Genomic DNA, 25,007 nt, shown 5'->3' with positions numbered 1-25,007 from the left:
CTTATGAGGTCAGCTATTAAGCAGCGGTGATGATGCCGTTAGCCAGGGTCAGTTCAGCAACGGTGATGCCGGTCAGGGTGATGACCTGCTCTGCAACTGCTGCGGTGTCCGAACCGTACACTTCGGTTTCCAGGTAGACCTTGACGCTGGTGCCGCTCTGAACCATGAAGGCTTCCAGAACTGCGTTGTTGCCTTTGGTCAGGTCGCCGGTGGTGTTCAGGGTGTACTGGCTGCCGATGAACAGCGAGTCGGTGCCCAGGTCGCCGAAACCAACAACGGTGCTGGTAGCTACGTCGCCGGCCAGGTAGATGTCCGAACCTGCGGTTGCAGCAACGAATGCGGTCAGGTCAACTGGCAGTTGCAGCTTGGCTTCGGTGAACTCAGCTTTAGCGTCAACGATTGCGTCGTCCAGTGCTTTCAGTTGTGCAGCAACTGCGGTCGCTTCTGCCAGGTCAGCAATTGCTTCGTCCAGAGCTTCAACTGCGTCAGCAGCGTCAGCCACCAGATCAGCGGTATCGACAACAGCCTGTGCCTTCAGATCGGCGTCAGCAGCCTGGAAATCGCTTACCTTGGTCAGGAAGCCAGCCAGGTTAGCTTCTGCGGTGTCAGCTTCAGCGTCCAGGGCCACGTCGGCCGGGGTAGCATCCGACAGAGCGCGCTTGGCTTCTGCGATAGCGGTCAGAGCATTGATTTCGGTGATGATTTCCACGCCGGTTGGCTTAGCAGCCGACACTGGAACAACCACGGTCATCGCTGCGCCAACTGCTGCCAGCGCGGTGGTGCCTGCGCCTGCGGTGAGGTCGATCACGTCAACGATCAGGGTGGTTTCGAAGACAGCTTGCTCGGCGCCAGCAACTTCCAGGTCAGCGCTTTGCTTAGCAACGATAGCGGCCAGCAGGGCGGTAACGCCTGGGTTGGTGGTTTCGGTGATGTCGTCAGCCAGGACCAGTACGCCGTCTTCGTCCAGAACGATAACGCCAGCGACTTCGCCGTCAGCGGTGATGGTCACGTCGGTCGAGGTCTTGACTTCGTACGATGCCAGGGCAGCTGCCAGGTTGGCTTCTGCTTCGACCTGAGCTTCAACCATTGCTTCCAGGTTGGTTTCAGCAGCGGTCATGTTAGCGATCGCGGTGGTCAGGCCCTTGACTGCAGCAGCAGCGGTAACGGCTGCGTCGTAGTCTTCCTGAGCACCTGCCAGGACTTCAGCGCGCTCTTCGATTTCGTCCGACAGCATTGCAGCAGCGATTGCTGGGGTAGCATCAACGTAGACTTCGTCAGCGACGGTATCAGCGTCGTCGATCAGAACGTCCAGTGCGAGTTCTGCGTCGGTCACAGCGGTTGCAACGCCGGCTGCATCCAGTTCGATTTCTTCCAGGAATTCAGCGCGTGCGGTGTTTGCAGCGTCCAGAGCAGCCAGGCCACCGGCCAGGGTGAATGGTACCGATGCGTCGATCACTGCAGCAACCGATGCTGCCAGGGTTGCTGGAACCAGTGCTGCGGTCAGCTGAGCTGCGGTCTTGATGCCAGCAACGATTGCTTTAGCTGCGTCGTTAGCGAATTCGCCAGCGTAGCCAGCTTGTTCTGCTGGGGTGTCCAGAGCAGCGGTGAATGCCGAAGCGTAGGTAACTTTGCTGTCGAAAGCAACTTTGTCGGTGCCTTGTGCGCCAGCTGCGATGGTGGTTACTGCGGTGTCGATGGTGACTGCACCGTTAGCAACAGCGTTTGCCCAGAATGCCAGGCCGGTTGGCTCTGCCGAACGGCCGAACAGGTTGATGTAGATCTGGTTGATGATGTCGGCGGTCGACATGCCAGCGTATTCTGCCTGGTACTCTGCCGAAGCGGCGAAGGCTGCAGCAACAGCGGTGGTGCTGCCGTTAGCGGCTTCAACAACGCCTTCCCAGAACGCCAGGCCGCCTGGATCTGCAGGACGGTTGAAGTAAGCGACGTACAGCTTCTGGATTTCGGTGTGATAAGTAGTTGCCATTTAGTGCTCCTGAGTAGATCAAACGATCGATAAGTTTAATATTGCAGCTACACGGATGTGACCTGCAGCCCAACGTCCCGAATCATGACAGAAGCCATTGGCATCATAATGTGACAGCCATCACAAAGAACAACAACTTCAATCAAATTTTTCTGTAAAACAACTAAAAACATTGGGCGCTTATTATCAGAGAAGATTTCCCAGAATGCAAGACTTTGCCCCTTCCCCAGAGTGAAAACCCGTGTGCCTGGCATGCAATCAAGCGCGCGATCCTGCTTCAGCATGGGTTTCCAGCAGCTGCGCTACATTTGGTGACTTACAAACTGAAACAAATTAGTTTCGGCTTCTCCATCGTATTTCGCGTGAAAACCACAAAAAAAATCCCCGGACATGCCGGGGATCATTCTATAAGCGCCGAAAACGCCTATTTTCGCCAATACGTCACGCCATTTACCGTGCGCACATTATCAAGGCGGGCATCGAATATATAGGCGGCAGCGCCCCCCTCGACTTCGTTGCTGAGCAGGCCCTGGATATTCATCACGCCAAGTTGCGACTGGGCCAGGTCGCCATGCATGCGGCCGTCCGTGCCGATCGAGCCCGCGCCGACCAGGCTGAACTTCTCAAGGCGATTGTGCACATCGACCGAGGTCTTGAAACTGCGCGTGCCAAAATCCACATTCAGCTTGCCGTTGGTGACCATGGCCGACGACACCGTGCGCTTGCTCCCGACATCACTATATATAAACGCCTCGCTGTCGTGCAGCGCGAACCCGATGCTGCCCTTTTCCGGCGCCACATAGTCTTTTCCGGGGGTGCGGAACAACGCATAGTTGCCATTCACAGCCAGCAGTTCGGACTTGGCCTGCTCGGTTGCCAGGTTGATTTTCGCCGTCTGGGCCATCAGGCGCTGCCAGCGTCCCCAGACGATCGAGCGCTCAGGCAAGCTGGGCGCGACGACAGGGGGAGGCGCAGGAATATCAATCACGCCCGTGTCGGGCATTACTGGCGGCACGGTCGGCACGACAGGAGGCTGCTGGTTGCTGGCCTGGCGCAGCGATTCACTCTTTTGCGGATCGAGGTTCTGGCTCACGCCGACCACCGAGTTGCTGCTCTTGCCACCGGTCTGGCTGACCGGTTCGTCCGGATGCGGGGCAGCGGACGGATCGGTCGACAGGGTGCCTTCCACCAGCACGGGGGCGGCCTTGCCACGTTTGACTACCAACAATTGTCCTTGCTGGGTCGCTGACAACTCGCGGCTGGTGCTGCCTTCGCACGGCCCGATGCCATCCGGGCGGCAACCGCCGGCGAAACCGCTCACGACCACGCCGCCGGAGATGACGGCGACGCGCGAGGTATCCTGGTCGGTAAATACGGTGAAATCGGTGCCGCGCACGCCAATGGCCGCGACCGGGGTGTTAAAGCGGAAATTCTGGCGGGCCAGCTTGACGGCGTTGCCCGAACGGCTGCGCGCTACCCCGCTCAACAGGTCGAGCTTGATCCGGGTATTGGCCGGGTTGTTCGCGTCGACGTGATAGGAAACGATACGGGCGCGGGTGTTGGGGCGGAGGATGAACAGCCCGCTGTCGATGGTCTTGACATAGATAAACCCGTCGGGCCCTGTCGTCAGCATCTGGCCCTCCTGCACAGCCTGGCCTTCTGCTACCGGGCTGTCGGCGATGCTCGCCTTACCGGCAACAAAGATGACCTTCCCCGCCTCGGCGGCAAACGCCAGGTTACTGCACAGCACGAGTGCTGCCAAGACAGATAGATTTCGCAACATGGTTTTCCCCTTTTCCCCCGATTATCCCGTCATGCGACCAGGATAGACGTGACCGCCATCACATTTTATCGCAAACCAACCCTAATATTGCCGAGTTACATTTTGTAGCAAACCGTGTTGCACCACCGCCGACGCGATATACTTCATGTTTATTTCCAACAAGTGCTCTGCACTTCTCCGGCTGGCGTGCCTGTCTCCTTCCTCCGCTCCGTGGCGTCGCGCCGATTGTTCCATTTGCCGCCGGAGCTGATCCGCGCCGCGATCGCCGCTGCCGCCATCTTGCTGACCGTGTGGTCGCAGTGGGGCCCTGCCCCGGCGGTGTCGTTTTTCGGCAACGAATGGCTGCGCGACGTTTTCCTCAAGGTCCAGAAAAGCGATGCCCCGGAGCCGCGCATCCTGGTCGTGGACATCGATGAAACCAGTACTGCCAGGCTGGGGCCGTGGCCATGGCCGCGCGAGCGCATCGCCGAGCTGGTCGAAACATTGCTCACCGAGTACGGTGCGCGCGGCGTGGCGCTCGACATCCTGATGCCGGAGGCGGCCGACGCCAATGGCGACACCCGCCTGGCCTTGCTTGCGCAACACGGACCGGTGGTGCTGGCCCAGGCCTTCGACTTCCAGCCGAACCGCCCCGAGCCGCTGCGTCTTGGCGTCCTTGCCGGCGCAACAGCGGGCGCCGCGGCGCAGGCCGCCGTACCGGCGACCGGCTATATCGCCAACCACGCCGGCCTGGCGCGCGCGCCCAAGGTAGGCAATATCGGCTTTATCCCCGACCCCGACGGCGTCCTGCGCCGGGTGCCGCTGCAAACCCGTTTCGAAGGCCGCGTCTATCCCGCGCTGTCGCTCGCCCTGCTCAACTGCTGCAGCGGCGGCGCGCCGCTTGCACTCCCATCCACGGACATGATGCGAGTGTCGTTTACCCGCGACTGGCCAGCCTATACGGTCGTCACGGCGGCCGAAATCCTGCGCCAGGAAGTCGATCCGGGCAGCCTGTCGGGCCGCTTGGTGCTGATCGGTTCGTCCTCGCTGGGCCAGGGTGACCGCGTCGCCACGCCGCTCGGCAGCATCCGGCCGGGCCTGGGCGTGCAGGCGGCCATGCTGACGACCCTGCTCGACCTGCAGCAAGGCGTGGCGCCCGCGCCGTGGCCCGGCGCCGTGCTGGCACTGCTGTTTTCGCTCGCGTCCGCGCTGCTCGCCACATACGCATTCCCGCGCCTGTCGGCGGTGTTTAGCGTGGGCCTGCTGGGGGCCATGTCGGCCTGCTGGCTGGCGGTAGCCTATTTCGCCAGCCGCCACGATCCTGATTTTTCCACCACCGGGCCGCTGGCAAGCAACCTGTTCCTGCTGGCTTTTGCCGTACCGTATCAATGGCAGCTGACACAGCGCCGCTCGCGCCACCTGCTCGACACCTTGCGCCAGTACGTCGCCCCCGCGGTGGTGCAGGAGCTGCTTCGCAGCGACCTCGACGATCCCTTGCAGCCGCGCCAGCTTGACGTCACCACCCTGATTGCCGACATGGAGGGCTACACATCCCATGTCGAGTCGCTGCCGGTGGAAGATGCCGCGCGCCTGACCCGCGACTTCCTCGACTGCCTGACCGGCCCGGTCATCGAGGCCAACGGCACGCTCGACAAATACACCGGCGACGGCCTGGTCGCATTCTGGGGGGCGCCGTTGCCGATGGAACGCCATGCCGACCTCGCGCTCGACGCCGCGCGCGAGATTGTCCGCCGGGTTGGCGTGCTCAGCGACGCGCGCGTCCTGGCCGGGCATGCGCCGCTGCGGGTACGCATCGGTATCGAAAGCGGGCTGGCCATGGCGGGAGACTTTGGCACCTCGTTCCGCAGCATTTATACTGCCGTCGGCGACAGCGTGAATACCGCGTCGCGGCTGGAGCAGGCCGCGCGCGATTATCCGCATGAAGTCATCATCGGCCCGGGCGCAGTGGAACGCGCGAGCCGCCACCGTTTCATCCTGCTGGGCGAACGCCTGTTGCGCGGCAAGGAAAACCCGACAACACTCTTTACGTTCGACCCAAGCATGGATCCAGTAACACACGCTGTGAAAATGCCGCCAACCGGACAGCCGGCATGACCCGCGCCTACCTGAGGCCATTGGCCCTGGCGCTGGCCGTGCTCGCCGCGTCGCCTGCCGGCGCGCAGCAGGCGCCGCCTCCCGAGTCGGAGGTGCAGAGCCTGTATGAAAGCGCCCTCCAGTCGATTGCGGAAGGGCGCAAGAACGATGCCTCGGCAACGCTGATGCGCGTGATTGAAAAGGAGCCGCTGCATGCGGGCGCCTACCTCGAAGTGGCCCTGATCCAGTGCAGCCTGGGCCGCACCGACGAGGCCGAACGCCTGTTCGCCATCGTGGAAACGCGGTTTAACCCGCCGCCCGGGATCCTGGCGCTGATCGCCGAGGCGCGCGAAACCGGCTGCGACAAATGGCAGGGCCTGAGCAGCTCGTCCGTCAGCTTCGGGCGCGGCTATGACCGCAACGTCAACCAGGGCGCGAACAACCCCATTTTTGTCAATGTCGACACGCTCGACCGCCTGCTGCCCGAGTTCCTGCCCAAGAGCGACCAGTACTCGGTCGTCACGGCGGACCATATGCGCGAGCTGGCGCCTGGCGGCACGATCGGTTTCGCCCAGTTCCAGGGCCGCCGCAACGACAAGCTGAGCGAATACGACAGCGCCACCCTGTACCTGGGTGCGGAAGTGCCGTACCGGCTGGGCGACTGGACCGTCCGCGCAACTGGCCTGGTTGGCCTGGTGGGGCTGGGCGGCCAGTTCTACCAGCGCCAGCTGCAGGGGCAGGCCCGTGTCACGCCCCCGCTGCCGCTGCCCGCCGGCATGCAGTTCCACCTGCTGGCAAGCGTGACCAATACCGCCTACCTGACGCTGGCTAACTTCAACGCCGACACCTACGAGCTGCGCGGCCAGTTCAACTACCGCAAGGATGACTGGTATGCGAACGCCACCCTGGGCGTCCAGACCGACCGTGCGCGCGACATGCGTCCCGGCGGCGACCGCGCCGGCTATGCCATCAACCTGCTGGCGCGGCGCAAGCTGGGCGACGCCTTGATCGGCGAGATCGGGGCATCGCGCCAGCGCTGGAACGGCAGCGAGATGTACCTGCCCGGCCTGATCGACATCGTGCGCGACCAGCGTACCGACGTGCTGCGCGCCGCCTGGACCTATCAGTTGACCAAGGCCCAGTCGGTGCAACTGGAAGCGCGCGCCATTCGCAACAAGGAAACCATCAGCTTTTTCGCCTATGACAACCGCCAGGTGCAGTTGAGCTGGCAGCTTCAGATGCCGTGAGTCACTTGCTAAACGGTATCAAGTGCTGCCAAGAATCGGGCGGGACGGTATGATGGCGCCATTCCAGATGCATCTCACCCTTACTTGTTGATCAATTAACCATGTCGCGCGGACAGCCAGAAAAAGACGGGAATGACGGCGCCAACGCGGGCGCGGAAGAGCTGCGCGTGGCGCAACTCCACCTGCGCAAGATTCCCCTGCTTGCCGAACTGACGGACGAGGAGATCGCCCGCGTCAAACCGGAACTGCGCATCCGCCGCTATGCAAAACGCGAGGTGGTGCTGCACAAGGGCGGCAGCGGCGACGGCTTGCTGTTCCTGCTGTCCGGCCAGCTGCAGGTGGTCGACATTACCGAGGACGGCCGCGCGATCGGCTTGCGCATGCTGGCGCCGGGCGACTTTTTCGGCGAGATTGCGCTGATCAACAACTCGACCCGGTCGGCATCGGTGGTGGCGATGACCGAGGTGCTGGTGGCTTTCCTGCCGGCGCCCACGGCGCTGCACCTGTTCTCGCACTCGCCGCCAGTGGCCAACCAGATGCTGCGCCACCTGGCGCAGAAGATCCAGCGCGATTCCGAGTTCCGCGCCCTGCTCTCCATTAATAACACCGCCAAGCGCATCTACACCTACCTGGTGCTGATGCAGCGTACCCAGAGCGGCAGCGCCGGTATCCAGACCGTGGTCGAAAACCTGCCGACCCACCAGGACATCGCCAACATGATCAACACCAGCCGCGAAACAGTCACCCGCGCATTGTTGACCCTTGTGCAACAGGGCATCGTGCAGAAGGATGCGCACCGGCTCATCATCGTCAAGCCTGAAGCGTTGCAAAAACTGGTGCAGGCCTGAAAAGAGCCGTAATTTGTCAGCAGTTGTCGCTCCGCGCTACTTACAACTGTAACAATTGTCGTCTTGTCCTGTAGAGTATAATTTTGCGCTCACAGACCATCCGACCGCTATGACGACAATCTACCCTCTTGCACGCAGGTTGGCGCTCCGGGCCAGCCCATGATTTCCAGCCACACTTTCCGCGGCCTGTGGGCCTATCGCGGGTTTGTGCTTGGCAGCGTAAAGCGGGAATTCGAATCGAAATACAGTAACGCCATCCTTGGCGCTGCCTGGTCATTGCTCAGTCCACTGGCGATGATCGCGGTGTACACGGTCATCTTTGCCGAGGTCATGCGCAGCAAGCTGCCCGGCAGCGACAATACCTTCGCCTACAGCATCTACCTGTGCGCCGGCATCCTGACCTGGGGCCTGTTTGCCGAGATCATCGCGCGCTCGCAGACCATGTTCATCGAGCAGGCCAACCTGATCAAGAAGATCAGCTTCCCGCGCATCAGCCTGCCGCTGATCGTGGTGCTCAACGCGCTGCTCAACTTCGGCATCATCTTCGCCCTGTTTACCGCCTTCCTCGCCATCAGCGGCAACTTCCCGGGCATGGCCTTCGTCGCCATCGTGCCGGTGCTGGCGCTGCAGGTGCTGTTCGCCATCGGGCTGGGCATGATTATCGGCGTGCTGAATGTATTCTTCCGCGATGTCGGGCAGTTTTTCAGCATCTTCATCCAGTTCTGGTTCTGGTTCACGCCCATCGTCTATCCGGCCTCGATCCTGCCTGAAACGATCCGTGGCCTGCTGGTATGGAACCCGATGGCGTCCATCATCGGCGCCTACCAGACCATCCTGGTCAATGGCCGCGCACCCGACTGGAACAGCCTGGTCTTGCCGCTGGTGCTTGCCGTCCTGATGTGCGTGTTCGCGCTGCGCCTGTTCCGCAAGCGCTCGGGCGAAATGGTGGACGAACTCTGATGGGCAGCATTCACGTCGCCGGGCTGGGCAAGGCCTATAAACAATATCCGACGCGCTGGTCGCGCCTGGCCGAATGGATGCTGCCGTTCCGCGGTCCGCGCCATAAGCTCAAATGGGTGCTGCAGGACATCAACTTCGCGATCGCCGCCGGCGAAGCGATCGGCATCATCGGCATCAACGGCGCCGGCAAGAGCACCTTGCTCAAGCTGATCACCGGCACCACCCAGGCCAGCGCAGGCGCGATCCGCACCAGCGGGCGCATTGCCGCCCTGCTGGAACTGGGCATGGGCTTCCACCCTGACGTGACTGGCCGCAACAACATCGTGATGGCGGGCCAGCTGATGGGCCTGACGATGGACGAGATCGCCGCACTGATGCCCGAAATTATCGCGTTCGCCGAGATCGGCGAGCACATCGACGCGCCGGTGCGGGTTTATTCCAGCGGTATGCAGATGCGGCTGGCGTTCAGCGTCGCAACCTGCGTGCGCCCCGATATCCTGATCGTCGACGAGGCGCTGGCGGTCGGCGACGTGTTCTTCCAGCAGAAATGCTTCGAGCGCATCCGCCAGTTCACCGAAGCCGGCACCACCCTGCTGTTCGTCTCGCACAGCACCGGGACGGTGCTGAAAACCTGCACGCGCTGCCTGTTCATTGAAAATGGCGCACTGGCCTTCGACGGCGCGCCCAAGGAGGCGATCGACTTGTACCAGGCTGCGCTGCTCGGGCGCCAGGACCGCGCCGGCCACGCCTTCCAGGTGACGGCGCCCGGCGTTGCCGCCCACATGGAAGCGGCGCGTGAACGCCATGCGTTCCTGGTCAGGGACGCGGTTCCGCTCGACGGCAAGGCCGGCAGCATCCGCACCGGCCGCGCCGAATGCGTCGGCGCGCGCTTCGTTGACGCGGGCGGCGCCGATCAGCTGACCCTGGTGGCCGACAGCCCGGCCACCCTGGAGCTGGAATTCCGCATCGACGAGGAACTGGACGATCCCCACGCCGGGTTCAAGATCCGCGACCGCTTCGGCGTGGTACTGTTTGAAACGAACACCTATTGCATGCGCGCCCACCTGGGCGCAGCCGCTGCCGGCAGCATCCTGGCGGTGCGCTTTGCGTTTGCGCTCAGCCTGCGCCCTGACGAGTACACCATTACCGTCGGCCTGGCCAATGGCGGCTACGGCGACGGCCAGTTCCGCGAGGTCATCTGCTACCTGCACGAAGTGACCGCGCTGGCCGTACTGCCCAACCCCGCCGCCATCACCTGGGCCGGCGCGGTGAACCTCAGCCCGCAACTGAGCTTTGAAAAATACTGAGGCGATTGACCACTATGAACCAAACACCGACACAGCGTGATCCGGTCGTGCTGGCGCAAGCGCAGCACATCGTGCGCGGCCTGTACCGCGGCCTGCTGGCGCGCGACCCCGAACCGGCTGGCCTCGACTACTGGAGCGGCGTGATCCTCGCCGGCGGCGACGCCGGGGCGGTGCTCAACGCGCTGACCCAGAGCGATGAATTCAAGGCGCTCAGCGCCCCCCTTGCACGGCGCGATGCGGTGCGCGCGGCACTGGCGGCCCATGCCGCCGAGGTGCTGCACGCGCGCCCGCTGGCCATCGTCGACGTCGGCGCGCAGGAGCTCGAAGGCGAGCAGCACGTGTACGCCGCGCTCGACGCGCACGGCCTGCCGAACCGCATCATCGGTTTCGAGCCGCTGGCCGACAAGCGCGACGAGAGCCAGCGGCGCAATCCGCGCATCACGCTGTACCCGACCTTTATCGGCGACGGCGGCACGCATACCTTCCACATCAATAACTTCGACGCCACCTCGTCGCTGCTGCCGCTGAACCGCGCGCTCACGGCCGACCTGGTCGACCTGAGCAACCTGGCCACCGTCAGCACCGAACAGGTAGCCACCAGCACGCTCGATGCGGTGCTGGCCGATACCCCTTATGTCGACTTCCTCAAGCTCGACATCCAGGGCTTCGAGCTGCCGGCGCTGCGCCACGCAGGCGCCCTGCTGTCGCGCACCAACGTGGTTCACTGCGAAGTATCGTTCGCCGAAATCTACCAGGGACAGGCGCTGTTCTCCGAGGTCGAGACGCTGCTGCGCCAGCACGGCTTCTACTTTGTCGACTTCAGCTCCGCCACGCACTATCCTTACCACTGCGCCTCGGGCAGCACCTCGCGCGACCGGCTCGGCTGGGGCGACGCTGTGTTCTTCAAGCGCCCGGAGCTGGTGGCCGACGAACACGGCCTGCTGGCCCAGGTCCTGATCGCGCAGTTCGTCTACGACAAGCCCTCGCTGGCCGAATTCCTCGCCGCCCGCACCAGTGCAGCGACGATTTTCGGAGGTACGCAATGAGTTTCATCAGCTACGCCCAGAACCTGGAAGACGTGCTGCTGTGGCGCGCGCTCGGCCACATCAAGCACGGCTTTTACATCGACGTCGGCGCCAACGACCCGGTCGACCACTCGGTCACCAAGGCGTTCTACGACGCCGGCTGGAGCGGCATCAACATCGAGCCGCTGCCGGCCTTCCACCAGCAGTTCGAACAGCAGCGCCCGCGCGACATCAACCTGGCCATCGCCGCCGGCGCCAGCGACGGCAGCCTGACCTTGTTCGACGTCCCCTCGGTGAACGGCTGGGCCTCGCCCGACCGCGCCGTAGCCGATGCGCACCGCGCCGGCGGCTTCGAGGTGGCGGAACTGACGGTGCCGGTCCGCACGCTGGCCGGCGTCTGCGCCAACTACGTCAAGGGCGACATCCACTTCCTGAAGGTCGACGTCGAAGGTTTCGAGGGCGAGGTATTGCGCGGCATGGACTTCGAACGCTGGCGCCCGTGGGTGCTGGTGATCGAGGCAACCATGCCGAACAGCCGCGTCACCAACCACGAAACCTGGGAAGCGCTGGTCACCAGCCGGCGCTATCGCTACGCCCATTTCGATGGCTTGAACCGCTACTACGTGGCGGAAGAACACGCCGAACTGGCGCAGGTGCTGTCGATCCAGCCGAACGTGTTCGACGACTACATCACCCGCCACCTCGACGAGGCCTGGCGCGCCACTGCGCGCGCCGAATCGGCCATCGTGCTGGCCGAGGACCGGGTCGCGCGGGCTGACGCCAACCGCTGGGAAGCCGAGAAACGCGGCGACCGCGAGTACCAGCGCGCCCAGGACGCCCTGGCCCACAGCGCCGCCTTACAGCAGCACATCGAGCACGTGGCCGCCGAACACGCGCGCGCCGAAGCGTGGGGCCGCGACCTTGAACAGCGCCTGCTGGCGACGCTGGCCAGCACCTCGTGGCGCGTCACCCGGCCGCTGCGCATGGCCGGCACGCTGGTGCACCGCATGCGCGCGGTGCCGTACAAGGCGCGCGCCGCTGCGCTGGCGCGCCGCATCCTCACCCGCCTGACCCGCAACGAGCGTGTCCGCCGCCTGTTCATCCCCCTGCTGCTGCGCTTCCCGGAGCAGGCCACCAAGGTATCGCGCACGCTCAATGCCATCAAGCAGGGCCCGGGCCACGCGCCCACCTTGCCGGCGTCGGCCCGGAAAGTCCTGGCCGACCTGCAGCGCGCCCGCCGTAACCCAGAAGTGAAATAAGCCATGCGTCTCGTTTTTGACCTCCAATGCTGCCAGGCCGGCATCGCGCCAGCGTCGCTCGCGCGCGTCCAGGACCTGGTGCGCCAGTGCGCCCCGCACGAAGCGTGGATCGCGCTGTCGAGCCTCCACCCATCCTCGATCGAATCGCTGCGCCTGGCTTTTGCCGGCCTGCTGCCGCCCGAGCGCATCCGCGTGTACGAACTGCCGCCTGCGCAAACCGGCGGCGCCGAACTGATTCGCGAAAACTTCTTTGCCGCGCTGGGCGCCGACGTGGTCTACACCCCGCGCGACGAAGACCCGGCCAATGAACTGCAGCGCCTGGTCGACGCCGCCGCCGCGCAGCCGAAGGCGCAGGCCAAGGGCCAGAAGCTGGCCTACATTTCGCCGCTGCCGCCGGCCAAATCGGGCATCGCCGACTACAGCGCGGAACTGATCGTCGAACTGGCGCGCTTCTACGACATCACCCTGGTGACCGACCAACCGGTGGTGGACGACGCGCGCCTGAACGGCAAATTCCAGATGCGCGACGTGGCCTGGTTCGAACAGAATGCGGGCGGCTTCGAGCGCGTGCTCTACCACTTCGGCAACTCGCACGCGCACCAGCACATGTTTGAGCTGATCCGCCGCCACCCGGGCATCGTGGTGCTGCATGACTTCTTTTTCTCCGGAATCCTCGACAACCTGGACCGCGAAGGCTACCTGCCGCAGGCCTACACCCAGGCGCTGTATGAATCGCACGGCTACACCGGCCTGCTGGAGCACCGCGCGATCGGCCGCAATCCGTCGATCTGGAAGCATCCGGTCAATAAAGGCGTGCTCGATAACGCCGCCGGCGTCATCGTCCACTCGGACTTCTCGCGCCAGCTCGCCGAGCAGTGGTACGGAGCCGGCGCCGCCGAAGGCTGGCGCACCATTCCCCTGCTGCGCGGCAAGCCGGAAGGCATCCACGCCGACGACGCCCGCAGCGCGGCGCGCGCGCGCCTCGGCATCGGCGCCGACGAGTTCATCGTCTGCACCTTCGGCATGCTGGGCCGCACCAAGAAAAACGAGGAGCTGCTGGACGCTTACCTGAGCTCCGCGCTGGTTTCCGATCCGCGCTGCCGCCTGCTGTTCGTCGGCGAAAACGACGCCGGCCCATATGGCGAAGCGCTGGCGAAAAAGATCGCTGGCAGCGTGGCGTCGGACCGCATCCGCATCACCGGCTTTGTCAGCGCGAACGAATACGCAGACTACCTGGCTGCCTGCGACATCGCGGTGCAGCTGCGCGGCGCCACCCGCGGCGAAACCTCGGCCGCGGTGCTCGACTGCCTGCTGTACGGCGCCCCGACCATCGTCAACGCGCACGGTTCGACCGCATCGATCAGCGATGCGCTGCTGCTCAAGATCCCGGACGAATTCGCCCGCGACGAGCTGGCCGGCGCGCTGGCGCTGCTGCACCAGGACGCTACCCTGCGCAAGACCTATTCGACGCGCGCGCTGGCGCACATGCGCGAGCACCACGCGCCGGCCAAGGTGGGCGCCCAGTTTGCCGACGCCATCGAACACTTTGCCGCGCACAGCCGGCATGGCCACTACCGCAGGCTGGTCGATACGCTCGCCAACATGCCGGGCCATGAACCGACCGAGGCCGGCCTGACCCAGATGGCAAAGGCGATCGCATTCAACCAGCCCCCGACCGCGCCGCGCCAGCTGCTGGTGGACGTATCGGCAGTGGTCCAGACCGACATCAAGACCGGCATCCAGCGCGTCGTGCGCAGCATCTTGCTGGCGCTGATCGCCGACCCGCCGCCTGGCTACCGCATCGAGCCGGTGTTTTCGCATGGCGGCAACCGCAGCTACCAGTACGCGCGACAGTTCACGCTTGCCATGGTCGGCGAAACGGGCGAAGGCGCGCTGGCGCTGGAAGACGCGCCGATCGAAGTGCGTCCGGGCGACATCTTCCTCGGCCTCGACCTGTTCACCACCGGCACCTCGCAAAACGCGCCGCTGCTGCAGTCGATGCGCGACCATGGGGTGCAGGTCTACTTCGTCGTATACGACCTGCTGCCGGTGCTGCGCCCGGACGTGTTCCCGTATGGGACCGAGCAGTACTTCGGCGAGTTCCTGCGTACCGTGACCCGGGTATCGGACGGCCTGCTGTGCATCTCGCGCGCGGTGGCGGACGAACTGATTGACTGGATCGCACGCCAGCCGGCCAAACGTCCGGGCCCGCTGAACATCGGCTACTTCCACCTGGGCGCAGACATCGACGCCAGCGCGCCGAGCTTCGGCCTGCCGGACGACGCCGGGCAGATCCTGGAAGCGGTGCGTTCGCGCCCGAGCTTCCTGATGGTCGGCACCGTGGAGCCGCGCAAGGGCCACGCGCAGGCGCTGGCGGCGTTCGAGCTGCTGTGGAAGCAGGGATCGCAGATCAACCTGGTCATCGTGGGCAAACAAGGCTGGATGGTCGACAAGCTGGTCGAGCGGATTGCCAAAAGCCCGGAGAGCGGACGCCGCCTGTTCTGGCTTCCGGGCGCCTCCGACGAGATGCTGCTCAAGCTGTACGCCAGTTCGGCCGCCCTGCTGGCGCCGTCCGAGGGCGAAGGCTTCGGCCTGCCGCTGATCGAAGCGGCCCAGCACAACATCCCGATCATCGCGCGCAGCCTGCCGGTGTTCCGCGAGGTGGCCGGCGACCATGCCTGGTACTTCGAGGGACTGGCGCCGCACGATTTGTCCGATTCGGTCGCCAAATGGCTGGTGCTGAACGCCGAGGGCAAGGCGCCCCAGTCGACCGGCATGACCTGGCTGACCTGGAGCGACAGCGCCGGCCAGGTGTTAAATGCGGTGGAAAAGCAGCAGTGGTACAAGGTGGTGCCGGGCGCCTGACGCCGTTCCCGCGCAGGCGGGAATCCAATTTCCTGGCGATACACCTGCGCTATGGGTTCCCGCCTCCGCGGGAACGACGGGTACGCGCCGATATTTGCGTGAAACGCGTGACCGTTGCCCCGCACTACGCTACCATGCTGCTTGCCAATCTTTTAACCTAGATTCATTTTCATGTATCCGAACGATTCCATCGCCGTCGTCATTCCGTCCTATCGGGTTACCCGCCATATCCTTGGCGTGATCGGCGCGATTGGTCCGGAAGTCACGCACATCTACGTGGTCGACGACTGCTGCCCGGACAAGTCGGGCGCCTTCGTGCGCGAAAATTGCGCCGACCCGCGCGTGGTGGTGCTGGAACATGAGAAGAACCAGGGTGTCGGCGGCGCGGTGATGACCGGCTACCAGGCCGCCATCGCGGCCGGCGCGGCGGTGATCGTCAAGGTCGACGGCGACGGCCAGATGGACCCGCGCCTGATCCCGAATTTCATCGTGCCGATCCTGGCCGGCGAAGCCGACTACTCCAAGGGCAACCGCTTCTACGACCTGGAACAGCTGCGCACCATGCCGCCGCTGCGCCTGTTCGGCAATGCGGTGCTGTCCCTGATGAGCAAGGTGTCATCGGGCTACTGGGACATTTTCGATCCGACCAACGGCTTCACGGCGATCCATGCCGACGCCGCGCGCCACCTGCCGTTCGAGAAAATCAGCCGGCGCTACTTCTTCGAGACCGACATGCTGTTCCGCCTGAACACCCTGCACGCGGTGGTGGTGGACGTGCCGATGGACGCTGTGTACGGCGATGAAGTGAGTAACCTGAAGATCTCGCGCATCGTCACCGAATTCGTGGCCAAGCACTTCCGCAATTTCTTCAAGCGGGTGTTCTACAACTACTACCTGCGCAACATGTCGCTGGCCTCCATCGAGCTGCCGCTGGGCGGCGCCATGCTGGCATTCGGCACCGTGTATGGCCTCAACGCCTGGCTGCATTCGGCGCGCTTGGGCACGACCACCCCGGCAGGCACCGTCATGGCGGCCGCGCTGCCGGTGCTGATGGGCGTGCAGCTGATACTCGCCTTCCTCGCCTACGACATCGCCTCGGTGCCGCGCCGGCCGATCCACAAGACCATCTGGTCGCGCACCAAGCATGCGTGAACTGCTGTCGCGCCAGCGCCAGTTCCTGCTGTACCTGGCCGGCGGCGTGGCGAGCGCGCTGATCGATGTCGGCCTGATGCAGTTCCTGATCCACAGCGGCGTCGATTACGTCACCGCGACCTCGGTCGGCTTCATCGCAGGACTGGTTTTCAATTACGGCTACCATGCCACCGTCACCTTCACGGCACCGCCGTCGGGACGCAGCATGGGCCGCTACCTCGCGGTGGTGGCGATGAACTACCTGTTCACGCTGGCCTGCGTGGCCTTGTCGGTGCACCTGCTTGGGCTGGCGGTCGTCGGCAAGCTGCTGTCGCTGCCGCTGGTGGCCATCAACGGCTTCATTCTCGGCAAACACTGGATATTCAAATAACGTGGACCAGGACAATCTCGAACGCGAAGCCGCGCCGCCCCTGGTGGTCGACCTTGACGGCACGCTGATTCATTCCGACCTGCTGTGGGAAGCGCTGCTGCTGTTCATCCGCACCCGCTTCCTTGAGCTGTGGCGCCTGCCGTTCTGGCTATTGTCCGGCAAGGCGGGCTTCAAGCAGAAGCTGGCGCACGCCGTCATCCTTGACCCGGCCGCCCTGCCCTACGACCAGACCTTGCTGGCCATGCTGGCGGCCGAGCGCAGCCAGGGCCGCATCCTGGTGCTGGCCACCGGGTCCGAACGCCGCTTCGCCGACAGCATCGCCGCGCACCTCGGGCTGTTCGACCACGTCCACGCGACCGGCGACGGCATCAACCTGACATCGCACAACAAGGCGCGCCACCTGGCCAGCATCTACGGCGACAAGGGCTTCGACTATGTCGGCAACGCCAACGCCGACCGCGCCGTCTGGCTGAAAAGCCGCGCCGCCTACTCGGTGACCCAGCGGCCCTTCCACCTCGGCGACGGCCGTTCGACCGAGCAGATGGGCGCCGTGCGCGGCGGCTGGGGCATGGCCCTGGTCAAGGCGATGCGGCCGCGCCAGTGGTTGAAGAATTTGCTGGTGTTCGTGCCAATGCTGGCCGCGCACGAGATTACCGCCGTGGCGGCGCTCGATTCGCTGCTGGCCTTCGTGGCGTTTTCGCTATGCGCGTCCAGCGCCTACCTGCTCAACGATGCGCTCGACGCCACCGACGACCGCCTGCATGCGACCAAGCGCACCCGCCCGATCGCGGCCGGCACCTTGCCAATCTCAGTCGCGATGGTCGCCAGCCCGCTGCTGGCGGCCACCGCGCTGCTGCTGTGCGCCACCTTCAATCCGCTGCTGCTGGCGGCGGTGTTCCTGTATTTCGCGGCCACCTTGTGCTACTCGCTGTATCTGAAGCGCATCCTGATGATCGATATCGTCACGCTGGCGATCCTGTACAGCATGCGCATCCTCGGCGGCAGCGCCGCCACCGGTATCGAACCGTCGTTCTGGCTGCTGGCGTTCTCGTTCTTTATCTTCCTCAGCCTGGCCCTGCTCAAGCGCTTCAGCGAGCTATACAACCTCGAGCAGCAGGGCAAGCACAAGACGGCCGGGCGCGGCTACACCACCGCCGACAAGGGACCGGTCGGCATCATGGGCATCAACAGCGCCTTCGTGTCGGTGCTGATCTTCATCCTGTACGTGGAGTCGCAGAACGCGCTGCTGCAATATGAAACCCCGGCCTGGCTGGCCGGGATCGTGCCGCTGCTGGTGTTCTGGCTGGGGCGCCTGTGGACGCTGGCCTACCGCGGCCAGGTCAATGAAGACCCGGTCCTGTATGTCAGCCGCGACAAGGTCAGCCTGGCCGTATTGGCGCTATGCCTGGCGCTGGCCACCGCCGCGGCATTCTAGAAAGAGACCCAATGACTCCAGCCATGACCGGCTACCTGTGGTGCGCACTGGCGGCGCTTGCAAGCGCAATGGCCACCTTCTTGATCAAGCTGTCGAATAACCACGGGGCCGACTGGAACCTGGTGCGCCTCGCCTTCCTTGGCGGCGCCGGCGCCACCTACGCGCTCGGCTTCGTCTGCTATTCCGTGGCGCTGCAAAAGCTCGACATGAGCCTGGCCTACCCGGTGATGACAGGCATTGCGATGGCGATGGTGGCCGCGCTGGGCATCGCGGCCCTCGACGAGCCGCTCACCATCAGCAAGGTCGCGGGCATGGTGCTGATCGCGCTCGGCGCATTTGCGCTGTCGCGCTAGGCACAATCGTCGTTCCCGCCAATCGTCGTTCCCGCGAAGGCGGGAACCCATAGCATCCAAGCGCAGCTGGGCTATAGATTCCCGCCTTCGCGGGAATGACTTGGATAGTGCCTAGCGAGTACCTAATTCCAGGCTGGTGAAGGCGATGCCGAGCAGGCGGTCGTCCGTTCCGTAGCCGAGGGAACGCGGGGCCACCGGCTTGGGAATCTCGATGGTCACCAGCTGCTGCGCGCCATCGGTGTCGAACTGGAAGAAGCGGTCCTGCGCAGTGCCCGACAAGCGGAACGGCCTGCGCTGGCCGCCGACCACCAGCACAAACTCCTGGTCCGCATTCGGCGGGAAGGCATTGGCCCGCAGCAGGATGTTGAGCTTTTGCGGCAGCGGCCTGGCAAAGTGCAGGCGCACCAGCGGGCCATCCGACCACACGCCCCACGCCTCGGGATTGGCCAGGCCTTCGGTCTTTGCCAGCAGGCTGCGGTCGGGGCGCGCAAATTCAATTTTCGCCAGCGGCTTGTGATCCACCTTGACCTTGACCAGCGCGAATTCGGCGGTCTGCACTTCGGGCTTGATGTCGGCCGGCAGCGGATGGTCGCCCACGATCAGGACCCAGTCGCGCCCGGGAGCAAGGTCTTCGCGCGCGAACGGCACGCCTGGAAGCAGGTCGTGCGTCAGGGTGTCCGGGTTATCGATGTGGAACAGCGCGCGGGTCAGCCCGGCGCCCTCGCCCGCCACCGTCAGCTTGCTGGTTTGCTGGCGGTCGAGGTAATGGCGCGTCATCATGGCCGCCTTGTCGTAGTCATTGGGTGCCTGTGAACGCGCCTGGATGGCGCCCACGCTACGGTAGGCGTTCAGCGCAGTGAGCGGCAAGGCGAAGAACACGAACAGCAAAATGCCGGCCCTGCGCTGCAAGGTCCACACAGCCAGCGTCAGCACGGCCAAGCCGGCGGTCAGGTTCAGCAGCTGGGGAAACTCCTTGAGCACGGCCAGTTCGGGCGAGTCGACCAGGCCAATCGAGTACTCGGCCGGCAGCACGCGCGCGGCGTACAGCACCAGCGCGGCCAGCGGCAATGCCGCCACGGCGCGCAGCAGCAGGCCCTGGCGCGCGGCCGGCAGCGCCAGCGGGGCCGCGGCGATCAGCAGCAGTAGCGGAAAAGTGAAGTCGTAGTAGCGCTGGTGCAGCCGCACGCCTTCGAGCGGACCGGCCGACGCGATACTGGCGGTGAACATCACGGTCAGCGCACCGGCCGCGCACAGCATCAATACCCCGAAGACCTGGAGCGCGCGCTGCTGCGGGCTGGCTTGCGCGCGGGTGCGCGCATCGACAAGGTGCAGCACCAGCGTGGCCAGCGGCAGGGACATCAGCAGCGCCAGCGCCAGCATGTGCCCTTTCAGGCTCACCAGCGCGGCCGGCAGGATGCGCAGCAGCGAGTCCAGGTTCGATGCGCTGTTGGTCGCATGGGCGCCGTAGAAATTACCGAGCAGGTTCAGGCCCGCGCGGCCGGCCACCGCGTAGCCGATCGCCAGCCTGACCGCCACCATGGCGACGGCGGCCATCACCATCATCGTCAGCGCGCGCCGCAGCCAGCCGTCGTTGCGGTGGCGGGCGAGGCACAGGTAGAGCATGAAGGCCAGGTGCGCCGGCAGCAGGAACAAGGCGTGCACCTTGATGCCGCTCATCAGGCCGAGCACCGCGCCGGTGGCCAGCCCGTAGTGCAGCGGCGGCAGCGATGCACGCGCCAGCGCCACCCAGGCAAATACGCAGAAGACGAGGAAATACATCGTCTCGGGCATGAAGTAGGTCGTGAACGAGCTGATTGGCGCGAGCACGGCGGCCAGCGCCAGCACGGTGGCGCTGGCGCGGCCGCAGACGGTGCGCGCGGTCAGGTAGATGAAGGGGGCCGCGGCCACCAGCAGCGCGGCATTGAGGATGCGCGCGCAATCGAGGAAACCGGGGCCGCAGGCATTGGTCAGGCGGTACACGCCGAGGAACAGGTAGGAAGGCAGGATCGACTTGTCGAATGGCAGCAGGCGCGCGGCGCTGCTGTACAGCCACTCGTCGGCAAACACCATCGGGTACAAACCGGCATTGCGCCAGACCAGCTGCAAGAACACGGCGGCAAGCCCCAGCGGCAGCGCGTAACGGCCTATCCATTGGGTGATTTTCGTGTCCGGCCAGCGTGCTGTCATAAGGTTCCTCGAATCGATCGTGGATTCTATACCAACAGGCAACATCTGCGCACTGGCGACGGTCAATGCAGTACACTCCCGGTTCTGCAATTTTGCCAAATTCTTAATGAAACTCTTTTCACGCGCGTGGCACTTCCACCTGCTGCTGGCACTCATGCTGGCCGGCCTGTTTGCAGTGACGCCGCCCCGCATGGGTGGCGACGTGGTCGAGTATTCGCTGACCACCATCGCGATCGCATCGCATGGAACGGCCGACATAAGGCTGGAGGACATTGCGCGCGGGCGCGAGCTGCTGCCCCGCCTGAAAGAGCCGTACGACCTGCTTGAAAAAGGCATGCGCGAGAACGCGCAACAGCTGTACGCGGCCTTCACCCGGGGACGCGAGGGCAAGGTCTACGCGATCCACTTCTGGGGTTATCCGGCGCTGGCCGCGGGCCCGTTCAAGCTGCTGGGCGCCGTCGGCGCGTCGCCGCTCAAGGCCCTCCAGGCCGTGAATCTGGCCGCGATCTTCATCCTCGGGCTGGCGCTGAACCGCCTGTTCCGCTCGCCCGGCAAAGCCTTGTTCGGCGTCGGGTTGTTCATGCTGTGCGGCGGGGGCCTGTACTTCAACTGGTCCAGCCCCGAATGCCTGAGCGCCGCCTTCCTTCTCGCAGGCCTCGCCCTGTACATGAGCGGCGCGCCGCTTGCCGGCGCCGTGCTGGCCGGCCTGGCCGCACAGCAGAATCCGACCATCCTGGTGTTCTTCGGCTTTGCGCCGCTGCTGCACCTGCTGCTCGACTACGATGCGCGCCGCAGCCTGCGCGCCAACCTGATGCACGTGCTGCAGCGCCGCTACCTGCTCGGTATCGCAGCGGGCGTGGCGGTGTTTGCGCTGCCGATGCTGTTCAACCTGTACCAGTTCGGCGTCCCGAACATCATCGCCAAGCTGTTCTCCGACCCCGGCCTGATTGGCCGGGCGCGCCTGTTCTCGTTCTATTTCGACCTCAGTCAGGGCATGATCGTCGGCATCCCCGGCCTGGCCATCGCACTGCTGGCATGGGGCTGGCGCGCACATCCGGCCGGGCCGCGCCGCGAGCTGCTGATACTTGGCGCCGCCGCCCTGTTCACGCTGGCGCTGGCGGTGCCGGCGCTGGCGGTATTGAACTGGAACTCGGGCGCCGCCGGCGTGATGCGCTACGCGTTCTGGGCCGCGATGCCTTTGCTGTTCGTGTTCCTGCTGCGGCTGTCGCACCGGCCACGCTGGCCGGCATGGGTGATCCTGTTCGTCGTACTCGTGCAAAGCATCGCCATGCTCAGCGCGCGCAGCTACGACTATATCGAGTTCAGCCCGCCCGCAAAGTGGGTGATGCAGCATGCGCCGCGCATGTACCACCCGGAGCCGGAAATCTTCGCCGAGCGCCTGGGACGCCACGACAACTACATCTACCCCGACCAGATCCACCTGCGCACCAGCGCTGGCGCACCCGTGCAGACCCTGTACCACGGCGTCCACCCCGGCGTCGAACAGCGGCTGTGCGGGGTCGATGGCCAGCTGGCGCCGGATAACGACATCACCTACACCGCGCGCCACTGGCGCTATATCGATGGACAGGTACGTTGCATCTCGCAAGGCATGCCGCAGCAGTCGTTCCAGTACGAGCAGATCAGGGCCGGCGCCGGCGTCGCCCTGGTGTCAGGATGGGGCGGCGCGGAGGCGAATGGCGGCGACTGGAACGGCGCCTGGTCGCACGGCCCGCGTTCGGTTGCCGTGATCAGGCCAGCGATGGGAATGAAGCCGGCGACGGTGCTCATCCTCGGCCATTATTTCGAGGGCAATGCGCGCACTCGTGTCAGCATCAACGGGGTCGACCTCGGATGGCACGACCTGGCGAAGCCGCAGCGCCTGGCGCTTCCGGCGGGGGTGGCGGGCGACATCCGCATCGAGCTGGCCCACGAAGCGCCGCGCAAGCCCAGCGCGGCCGACGCGCGCGAGATGGCCTTGTTCCTCCGCCAGATAACCCTGCGCTGACCAGATGAAAAGATTAACTGCACTGCTACGCAACCGGCTTTGGGAGACCGGATTCGGCCTCGCCCTGCTGCTGGTGTTCGCGTACATCGCTGCGCGCCATGCCGGCACCTACCCATCGGTGTTCGCCGATGAGCAGATCTACAGCCATTTCGCCCGGCTGGTGCGGCTGGAGGACGTAACGATTCCGTCTTACCTGTACCTGTCGGCCTACGGCCTGACAAATGCCTGCGGCGATGCGTTCCTGTCCTGTGCGCGCTACCTCAACCTGCTGTTCTTCGTCGGTTCCGCGCCGTTCATCTACCTCGCTACGCGGACGGTTGCGCCGAAACCGGTAGCGATGCTGGCGGCGGTGCTGTGCGTCGCCGCGCCGACCAGCACCTACACCGGCTACTTCATGCCGGAGTCGATGTACTTCTTTGGATTTGCGGTACTGACCTGGCTGGCCCTTGCCCAGGACCGGATGCATTGGGCGGCGCGTGCTACGGCTGCCGGCGCGGTGCTCGGCCTGATGACACTGGTGAAGGTGCACGCGCTGTTCCTGGCGCCGTCGCTGGCGCTGTTCATGGCCTGGCTGGGCTGGAACCATAGCCGCGATGGCGCGGGCCTGGGACGCGGCGTGGCCGCTGCCGTGTTGAGCGTGGCGGCGGTTTTCGCCGCCAAGTTCATCGCCGGCTTCCTCTTTGTCGGCAAGGACGGGCTCCAGGTGCTGGGCAGCTTCTATGGCAACCAGGCCAGCGAGGGCGTCAGCGCCGGCGCCACCTTGCTAACCTTGCTTCCCGCAGCCTGGTTCAGCCTCCAGGGACACCTGATGTCGCTGGTGCTCTTGTTCGCGCTGCCGCTGGCCGCGCTGGCGTGGCACGGCGCCAGCCGCAACGCGCGCGCGGCCGCCGGACCGCAGGCCAGCGCCCTGATGGTCTACACGGTGCTGATGCTGGGCGCGGCGCTGGCGCTGACCGTGTTCTACACTGCGTCGACCGCCAGCTTCGGCCCGTTCGACGGCAAGCGCCTGCACGCGCGCTACTACACGTTCGCACTCATCCTGCCCGTGATGATCGCCGCGGCGCACAGCGCGGGCAGCTGGCGTCCTTCGCGCGCGGCGCTGCCGTGGGTGCTGGCGGCGCTGCTTGCCGCAGCCATCGTGTACGCCAGCGCGGCGCTGCCCGCTTCCTACCTGTTCCTGGTGGCGGACGGTCCGGAGATCGTGGCGCTTGGCCTGGGCAAGCCCGGCTCGATGGCGACCATGGTGCTGGCGGTTGAAATCGCGGTGCTGGCGCTGTGGGCGATGAGCCGCCGGCTCGGTAGCCTGGCCTTCCTGCTGGTGTTCATGCCGCTATATATCGTGAATGGCGAAATGACGTTTTCCACCTGGATGTCGCAGTACCGCCAGGCGAACGCCTACGACAATGCGGGACGCTACGCGCGCGAGCACCTGACGCAAGAGCAGCGCAACGGCGTGCGCATCGCCGGCGACAACCTGGGCGAACTGCTGCGCGCGCGCTTCCATGTGGATGCGCCCCAGGCCGACACCATGGTGCTGCCGGCCGGCTGGGAGATCGCACCCTATTCGCTCCCGGGCCGCAAGAGCTGGCTGCTGGTGGTTGGCGATTACAAGCTGCCGGCGGGCGTGGCCACTGTATTCAAGAATGCGCAGTTCGCGCTGGTGGCTGCGCCGTCGAACAACCGCGCGCTGGGCGAGGCGAAGCTGTCCGCACCGTTCGGCAATGGCCTGCTGGCCGGCGCCGACGGCCTGGCCGGGCCCGAAGGCTGGGGGCGCTGGTCCAACGACGACCAGGTGCGCCTGCATTTCGCGCAGCCGCTGCCGAAGCGCCTCAACCTGTTCCTGACGATGCAGGCGTTCGGCCCGAATGTGGGCAAGGATTTCGTGGTGCGCGTGGGCGGCGCGGAACAGCGCGTGAAGCTGGCGCCGCTGCGCCATGAGATTTTCCTGCAGTTCGATACGGATGGCCTGCAGAAGACCGTGACGATCGACGTGCCGCAAGCGGTGTCGCCAAAAGAGCTGGGATGGTCGGGCGATACGCGCCGGATTGGACTGGGACTGGAACGGGTGGAAATCGGAACGCCGGCAGACTGACGCAAGCAACTCCGTCGCTCCCGCGAAAGCGGGAGCCTATGCTTCACTTGCGGCTCAGG

General features: G+C 64.9%; 18 protein-coding genes. 14 read left to right on the top strand and 4 right to left on the bottom strand.

Features of this window, described 5'->3' with window-relative positions:
* Nucleotides 1-16: 16 nt before the first annotated feature.
* From LMJ30_RS21295 to LMJ30_RS21285, 3 genes are all read right to left on the bottom strand, one after another.
* Nucleotides 17-1,984, bottom strand: a complete 1,968-nt coding sequence (locus tag LMJ30_RS21295) for a DUF4214 domain-containing protein (RefSeq protein WP_229434590.1) — start codon at nt 1,982-1,984, stop codon at nt 17-19.
* Nucleotides 1,985-2,031: 47 nt separating this feature from the next.
* Nucleotides 2,032-2,268, bottom strand: coding sequence for a hypothetical protein (locus LMJ30_RS21290; protein WP_229434589.1), 237 nt, complete (start codon nt 2,266-2,268; stop codon nt 2,032-2,034).
* A gap of 140 nt (nt 2,269-2,408) precedes the next feature.
* Nucleotides 2,409-3,767, bottom strand: a complete 1,359-nt coding sequence (locus LMJ30_RS21285) for a FecR family protein (RefSeq protein WP_229434588.1) — start codon at nt 3,765-3,767, stop codon at nt 2,409-2,411.
* A gap of 225 nt (nt 3,768-3,992) precedes the next feature.
* Here LMJ30_RS21285 and LMJ30_RS21280 point away from each other — a divergent pair, with 225 nt between their 5' ends.
* From LMJ30_RS21280 to LMJ30_RS21220, 12 genes are all read left to right on the top strand, one after another.
* The gene (locus tag LMJ30_RS21280) at nt 3,993-5,861 is read left to right on the top strand and encodes a CHASE2 domain-containing protein (RefSeq protein WP_229434587.1); all 1,869 of its coding nucleotides are present in this window, start codon (nt 3,993-3,995) and stop codon (nt 5,859-5,861) included.
* Nucleotides 5,858-7,087 (top strand): tetratricopeptide repeat protein, encoded by a 1,230-nt coding sequence (locus LMJ30_RS21275; protein WP_229434586.1) that lies wholly within the window; start codon nt 5,858-5,860, stop codon nt 7,085-7,087. Before LMJ30_RS21280 ends, LMJ30_RS21275 begins: the two co-directional genes overlap by 4 nt.
* Nucleotides 7,088-7,188: 101 nt before the next feature.
* Entirely contained in the window at nt 7,189-7,935 is a 747-nt protein-coding gene (locus LMJ30_RS21270) for a Crp/Fnr family transcriptional regulator (RefSeq protein WP_229434585.1), read from the top strand.
* Between the two features lie 159 nt (nt 7,936-8,094).
* Nucleotides 8,095-8,895 carry an ABC transporter permease gene (locus tag LMJ30_RS21265; RefSeq protein ID WP_229434584.1) on the top strand — a complete coding sequence of 267 codons (801 nt, stop codon included), beginning with the start codon at nt 8,095-8,097 and terminating at the stop codon, nt 8,893-8,895.
* Complete coding sequence (locus tag LMJ30_RS21800) at nt 8,895-10,202, top strand: ABC transporter ATP-binding protein (protein WP_307729398.1); 1,308 nt, start codon at nt 8,895-8,897, stop codon at nt 10,200-10,202. Before LMJ30_RS21265 ends, LMJ30_RS21800 begins: the two co-directional genes overlap by 1 nt.
* 14 nt (nt 10,203-10,216) lie before the next feature.
* Nucleotides 10,217-11,248, top strand: coding sequence for an FkbM family methyltransferase (locus LMJ30_RS21250; RefSeq protein ID WP_229434583.1), 1,032 nt, complete (start codon nt 10,217-10,219; stop codon nt 11,246-11,248).
* Nucleotides 11,245-12,486: an FkbM family methyltransferase gene (locus tag LMJ30_RS21245; RefSeq protein ID WP_229434582.1), complete on the top strand. Its 1,242-nt coding sequence runs from the start codon at nt 11,245-11,247 to the stop codon at nt 12,484-12,486. The genes LMJ30_RS21250 and LMJ30_RS21245 overlap by 4 nt, the downstream gene beginning before the upstream one ends.
* 3 nt (nt 12,487-12,489) lie before the next feature.
* Nucleotides 12,490-15,351, top strand: a complete 2,862-nt coding sequence (locus LMJ30_RS21240) for a glycosyltransferase (RefSeq protein WP_229434581.1) — start codon at nt 12,490-12,492, stop codon at nt 15,349-15,351.
* A gap of 171 nt (nt 15,352-15,522) precedes the next feature.
* The gene (locus LMJ30_RS21235; RefSeq protein WP_229434580.1) at nt 15,523-16,503 is read left to right on the top strand and encodes a glycosyltransferase family 2 protein; all 981 of its coding nucleotides are present in this window, start codon (nt 15,523-15,525) and stop codon (nt 16,501-16,503) included.
* Complete coding sequence (locus LMJ30_RS21230) at nt 16,496-16,873, top strand: GtrA family protein (protein WP_229434579.1); 378 nt, start codon at nt 16,496-16,498, stop codon at nt 16,871-16,873. Before LMJ30_RS21235 ends, LMJ30_RS21230 begins: the two co-directional genes overlap by 8 nt.
* Before the next feature lies 1 nt (nt 16,874).
* Entirely contained in the window at nt 16,875-18,308 is a 1,434-nt protein-coding gene (locus LMJ30_RS21225; RefSeq protein WP_229434578.1) for a UbiA family prenyltransferase, read from the top strand.
* A gap of 11 nt (nt 18,309-18,319) precedes the next feature.
* The gene (locus LMJ30_RS21220; protein WP_229434577.1) at nt 18,320-18,661 is read left to right on the top strand and encodes a DMT family transporter; all 342 of its coding nucleotides are present in this window, start codon (nt 18,320-18,322) and stop codon (nt 18,659-18,661) included.
* Nucleotides 18,662-18,772: 111 nt separating this feature from the next.
* Here LMJ30_RS21220 and LMJ30_RS21215 read toward each other — a convergent pair whose 3' ends face one another.
* Nucleotides 18,773-20,848, bottom strand: coding sequence for a DUF7024 domain-containing protein (locus LMJ30_RS21215; protein ID WP_229434576.1), 2,076 nt, complete (start codon nt 20,846-20,848; stop codon nt 18,773-18,775).
* Between the two features lie 106 nt (nt 20,849-20,954).
* Here LMJ30_RS21215 and LMJ30_RS21210 point away from each other — a divergent pair, with 106 nt between their 5' ends.
* Together LMJ30_RS21210 and LMJ30_RS21205 are read left to right on the top strand one after the other, a co-directional pair.
* Nucleotides 20,955-22,856, top strand: a complete 1,902-nt coding sequence (locus tag LMJ30_RS21210; RefSeq protein WP_229434575.1) for a hypothetical protein — start codon at nt 20,955-20,957, stop codon at nt 22,854-22,856.
* Nucleotides 22,857-22,860: 4 nt separating this feature from the next.
* A complete protein-coding gene (locus tag LMJ30_RS21205; protein ID WP_229434574.1) occupies nt 22,861-24,948 on the top strand; it encodes a DUF7024 domain-containing protein in 2,088 nt (695 codons plus the stop codon).
* Nucleotides 24,949-25,007 lie beyond the last annotated feature (59 nt).

This window comes from Massilia agrisoli (assembly GCF_020831365.1).
GTDB classification, from domain to species: domain Bacteria; phylum Pseudomonadota; class Gammaproteobacteria; order Burkholderiales; family Burkholderiaceae_D; genus Telluria_A; species Telluria_A agrisoli.
This window is presented reverse-complemented; position numbering and strand designations above follow the sequence as displayed.

Bases quoted from the DNA above. Each gene is read 5' to 3' on its own strand.
- LMJ30_RS21290 (WP_229434589.1), bottom strand. From the start codon at position 2,268: ATGCTGAAGCAGGATCGCGCGCTTGATTGCATGCCAGGCACACGGGTT.
- LMJ30_RS21215 (WP_229434576.1), bottom strand. From the start codon at position 20,848: ATGACAGCACGCTGGCCGGACACGAAAATCACCCAATGGATAGGCCGT.
- LMJ30_RS21205 (WP_229434574.1), top strand. From the start codon at position 22,861: ATGAAAAGATTAACTGCACTGCTACGCAACCGGCTTTGGGAGACCGGA.
- LMJ30_RS21265 (WP_229434584.1), top strand. From the start codon at position 8,095: ATGATTTCCAGCCACACTTTCCGCGGCCTGTGGGCCTATCGCGGGTTT.
- LMJ30_RS21210 (WP_229434575.1), top strand. From the start codon at position 20,955: ATGAAACTCTTTTCACGCGCGTGGCACTTCCACCTGCTGCTGGCACTC.
- LMJ30_RS21250 (WP_229434583.1), top strand. From the start codon at position 10,217: ATGAACCAAACACCGACACAGCGTGATCCGGTCGTGCTGGCGCAAGCG.
- LMJ30_RS21230 (WP_229434579.1), top strand. From the start codon at position 16,496: ATGCGTGAACTGCTGTCGCGCCAGCGCCAGTTCCTGCTGTACCTGGCC.
- LMJ30_RS21295 (WP_229434590.1), bottom strand. From the start codon at position 1,984: ATGGCAACTACTTATCACACCGAAATCCAGAAGCTGTACGTCGCTTAC.
- LMJ30_RS21275 (WP_229434586.1), top strand. From the start codon at position 5,858: ATGACCCGCGCCTACCTGAGGCCATTGGCCCTGGCGCTGGCCGTGCTC.
- LMJ30_RS21235 (WP_229434580.1), top strand. From the start codon at position 15,523: ATGTATCCGAACGATTCCATCGCCGTCGTCATTCCGTCCTATCGGGTT.
- LMJ30_RS21240 (WP_229434581.1), top strand. From the start codon at position 12,490: ATGCGTCTCGTTTTTGACCTCCAATGCTGCCAGGCCGGCATCGCGCCA.
- LMJ30_RS21220 (WP_229434577.1), top strand. From the start codon at position 18,320: ATGACTCCAGCCATGACCGGCTACCTGTGGTGCGCACTGGCGGCGCTT.
- LMJ30_RS21800 (WP_307729398.1), top strand. From the start codon at position 8,895: ATGGGCAGCATTCACGTCGCCGGGCTGGGCAAGGCCTATAAACAATAT.
- LMJ30_RS21285 (WP_229434588.1), bottom strand. From the start codon at position 3,767: ATGTTGCGAAATCTATCTGTCTTGGCAGCACTCGTGCTGTGCAGTAAC.
- LMJ30_RS21245 (WP_229434582.1), top strand. From the start codon at position 11,245: ATGAGTTTCATCAGCTACGCCCAGAACCTGGAAGACGTGCTGCTGTGG.
- LMJ30_RS21270 (WP_229434585.1), top strand. From the start codon at position 7,189: ATGTCGCGCGGACAGCCAGAAAAAGACGGGAATGACGGCGCCAACGCG.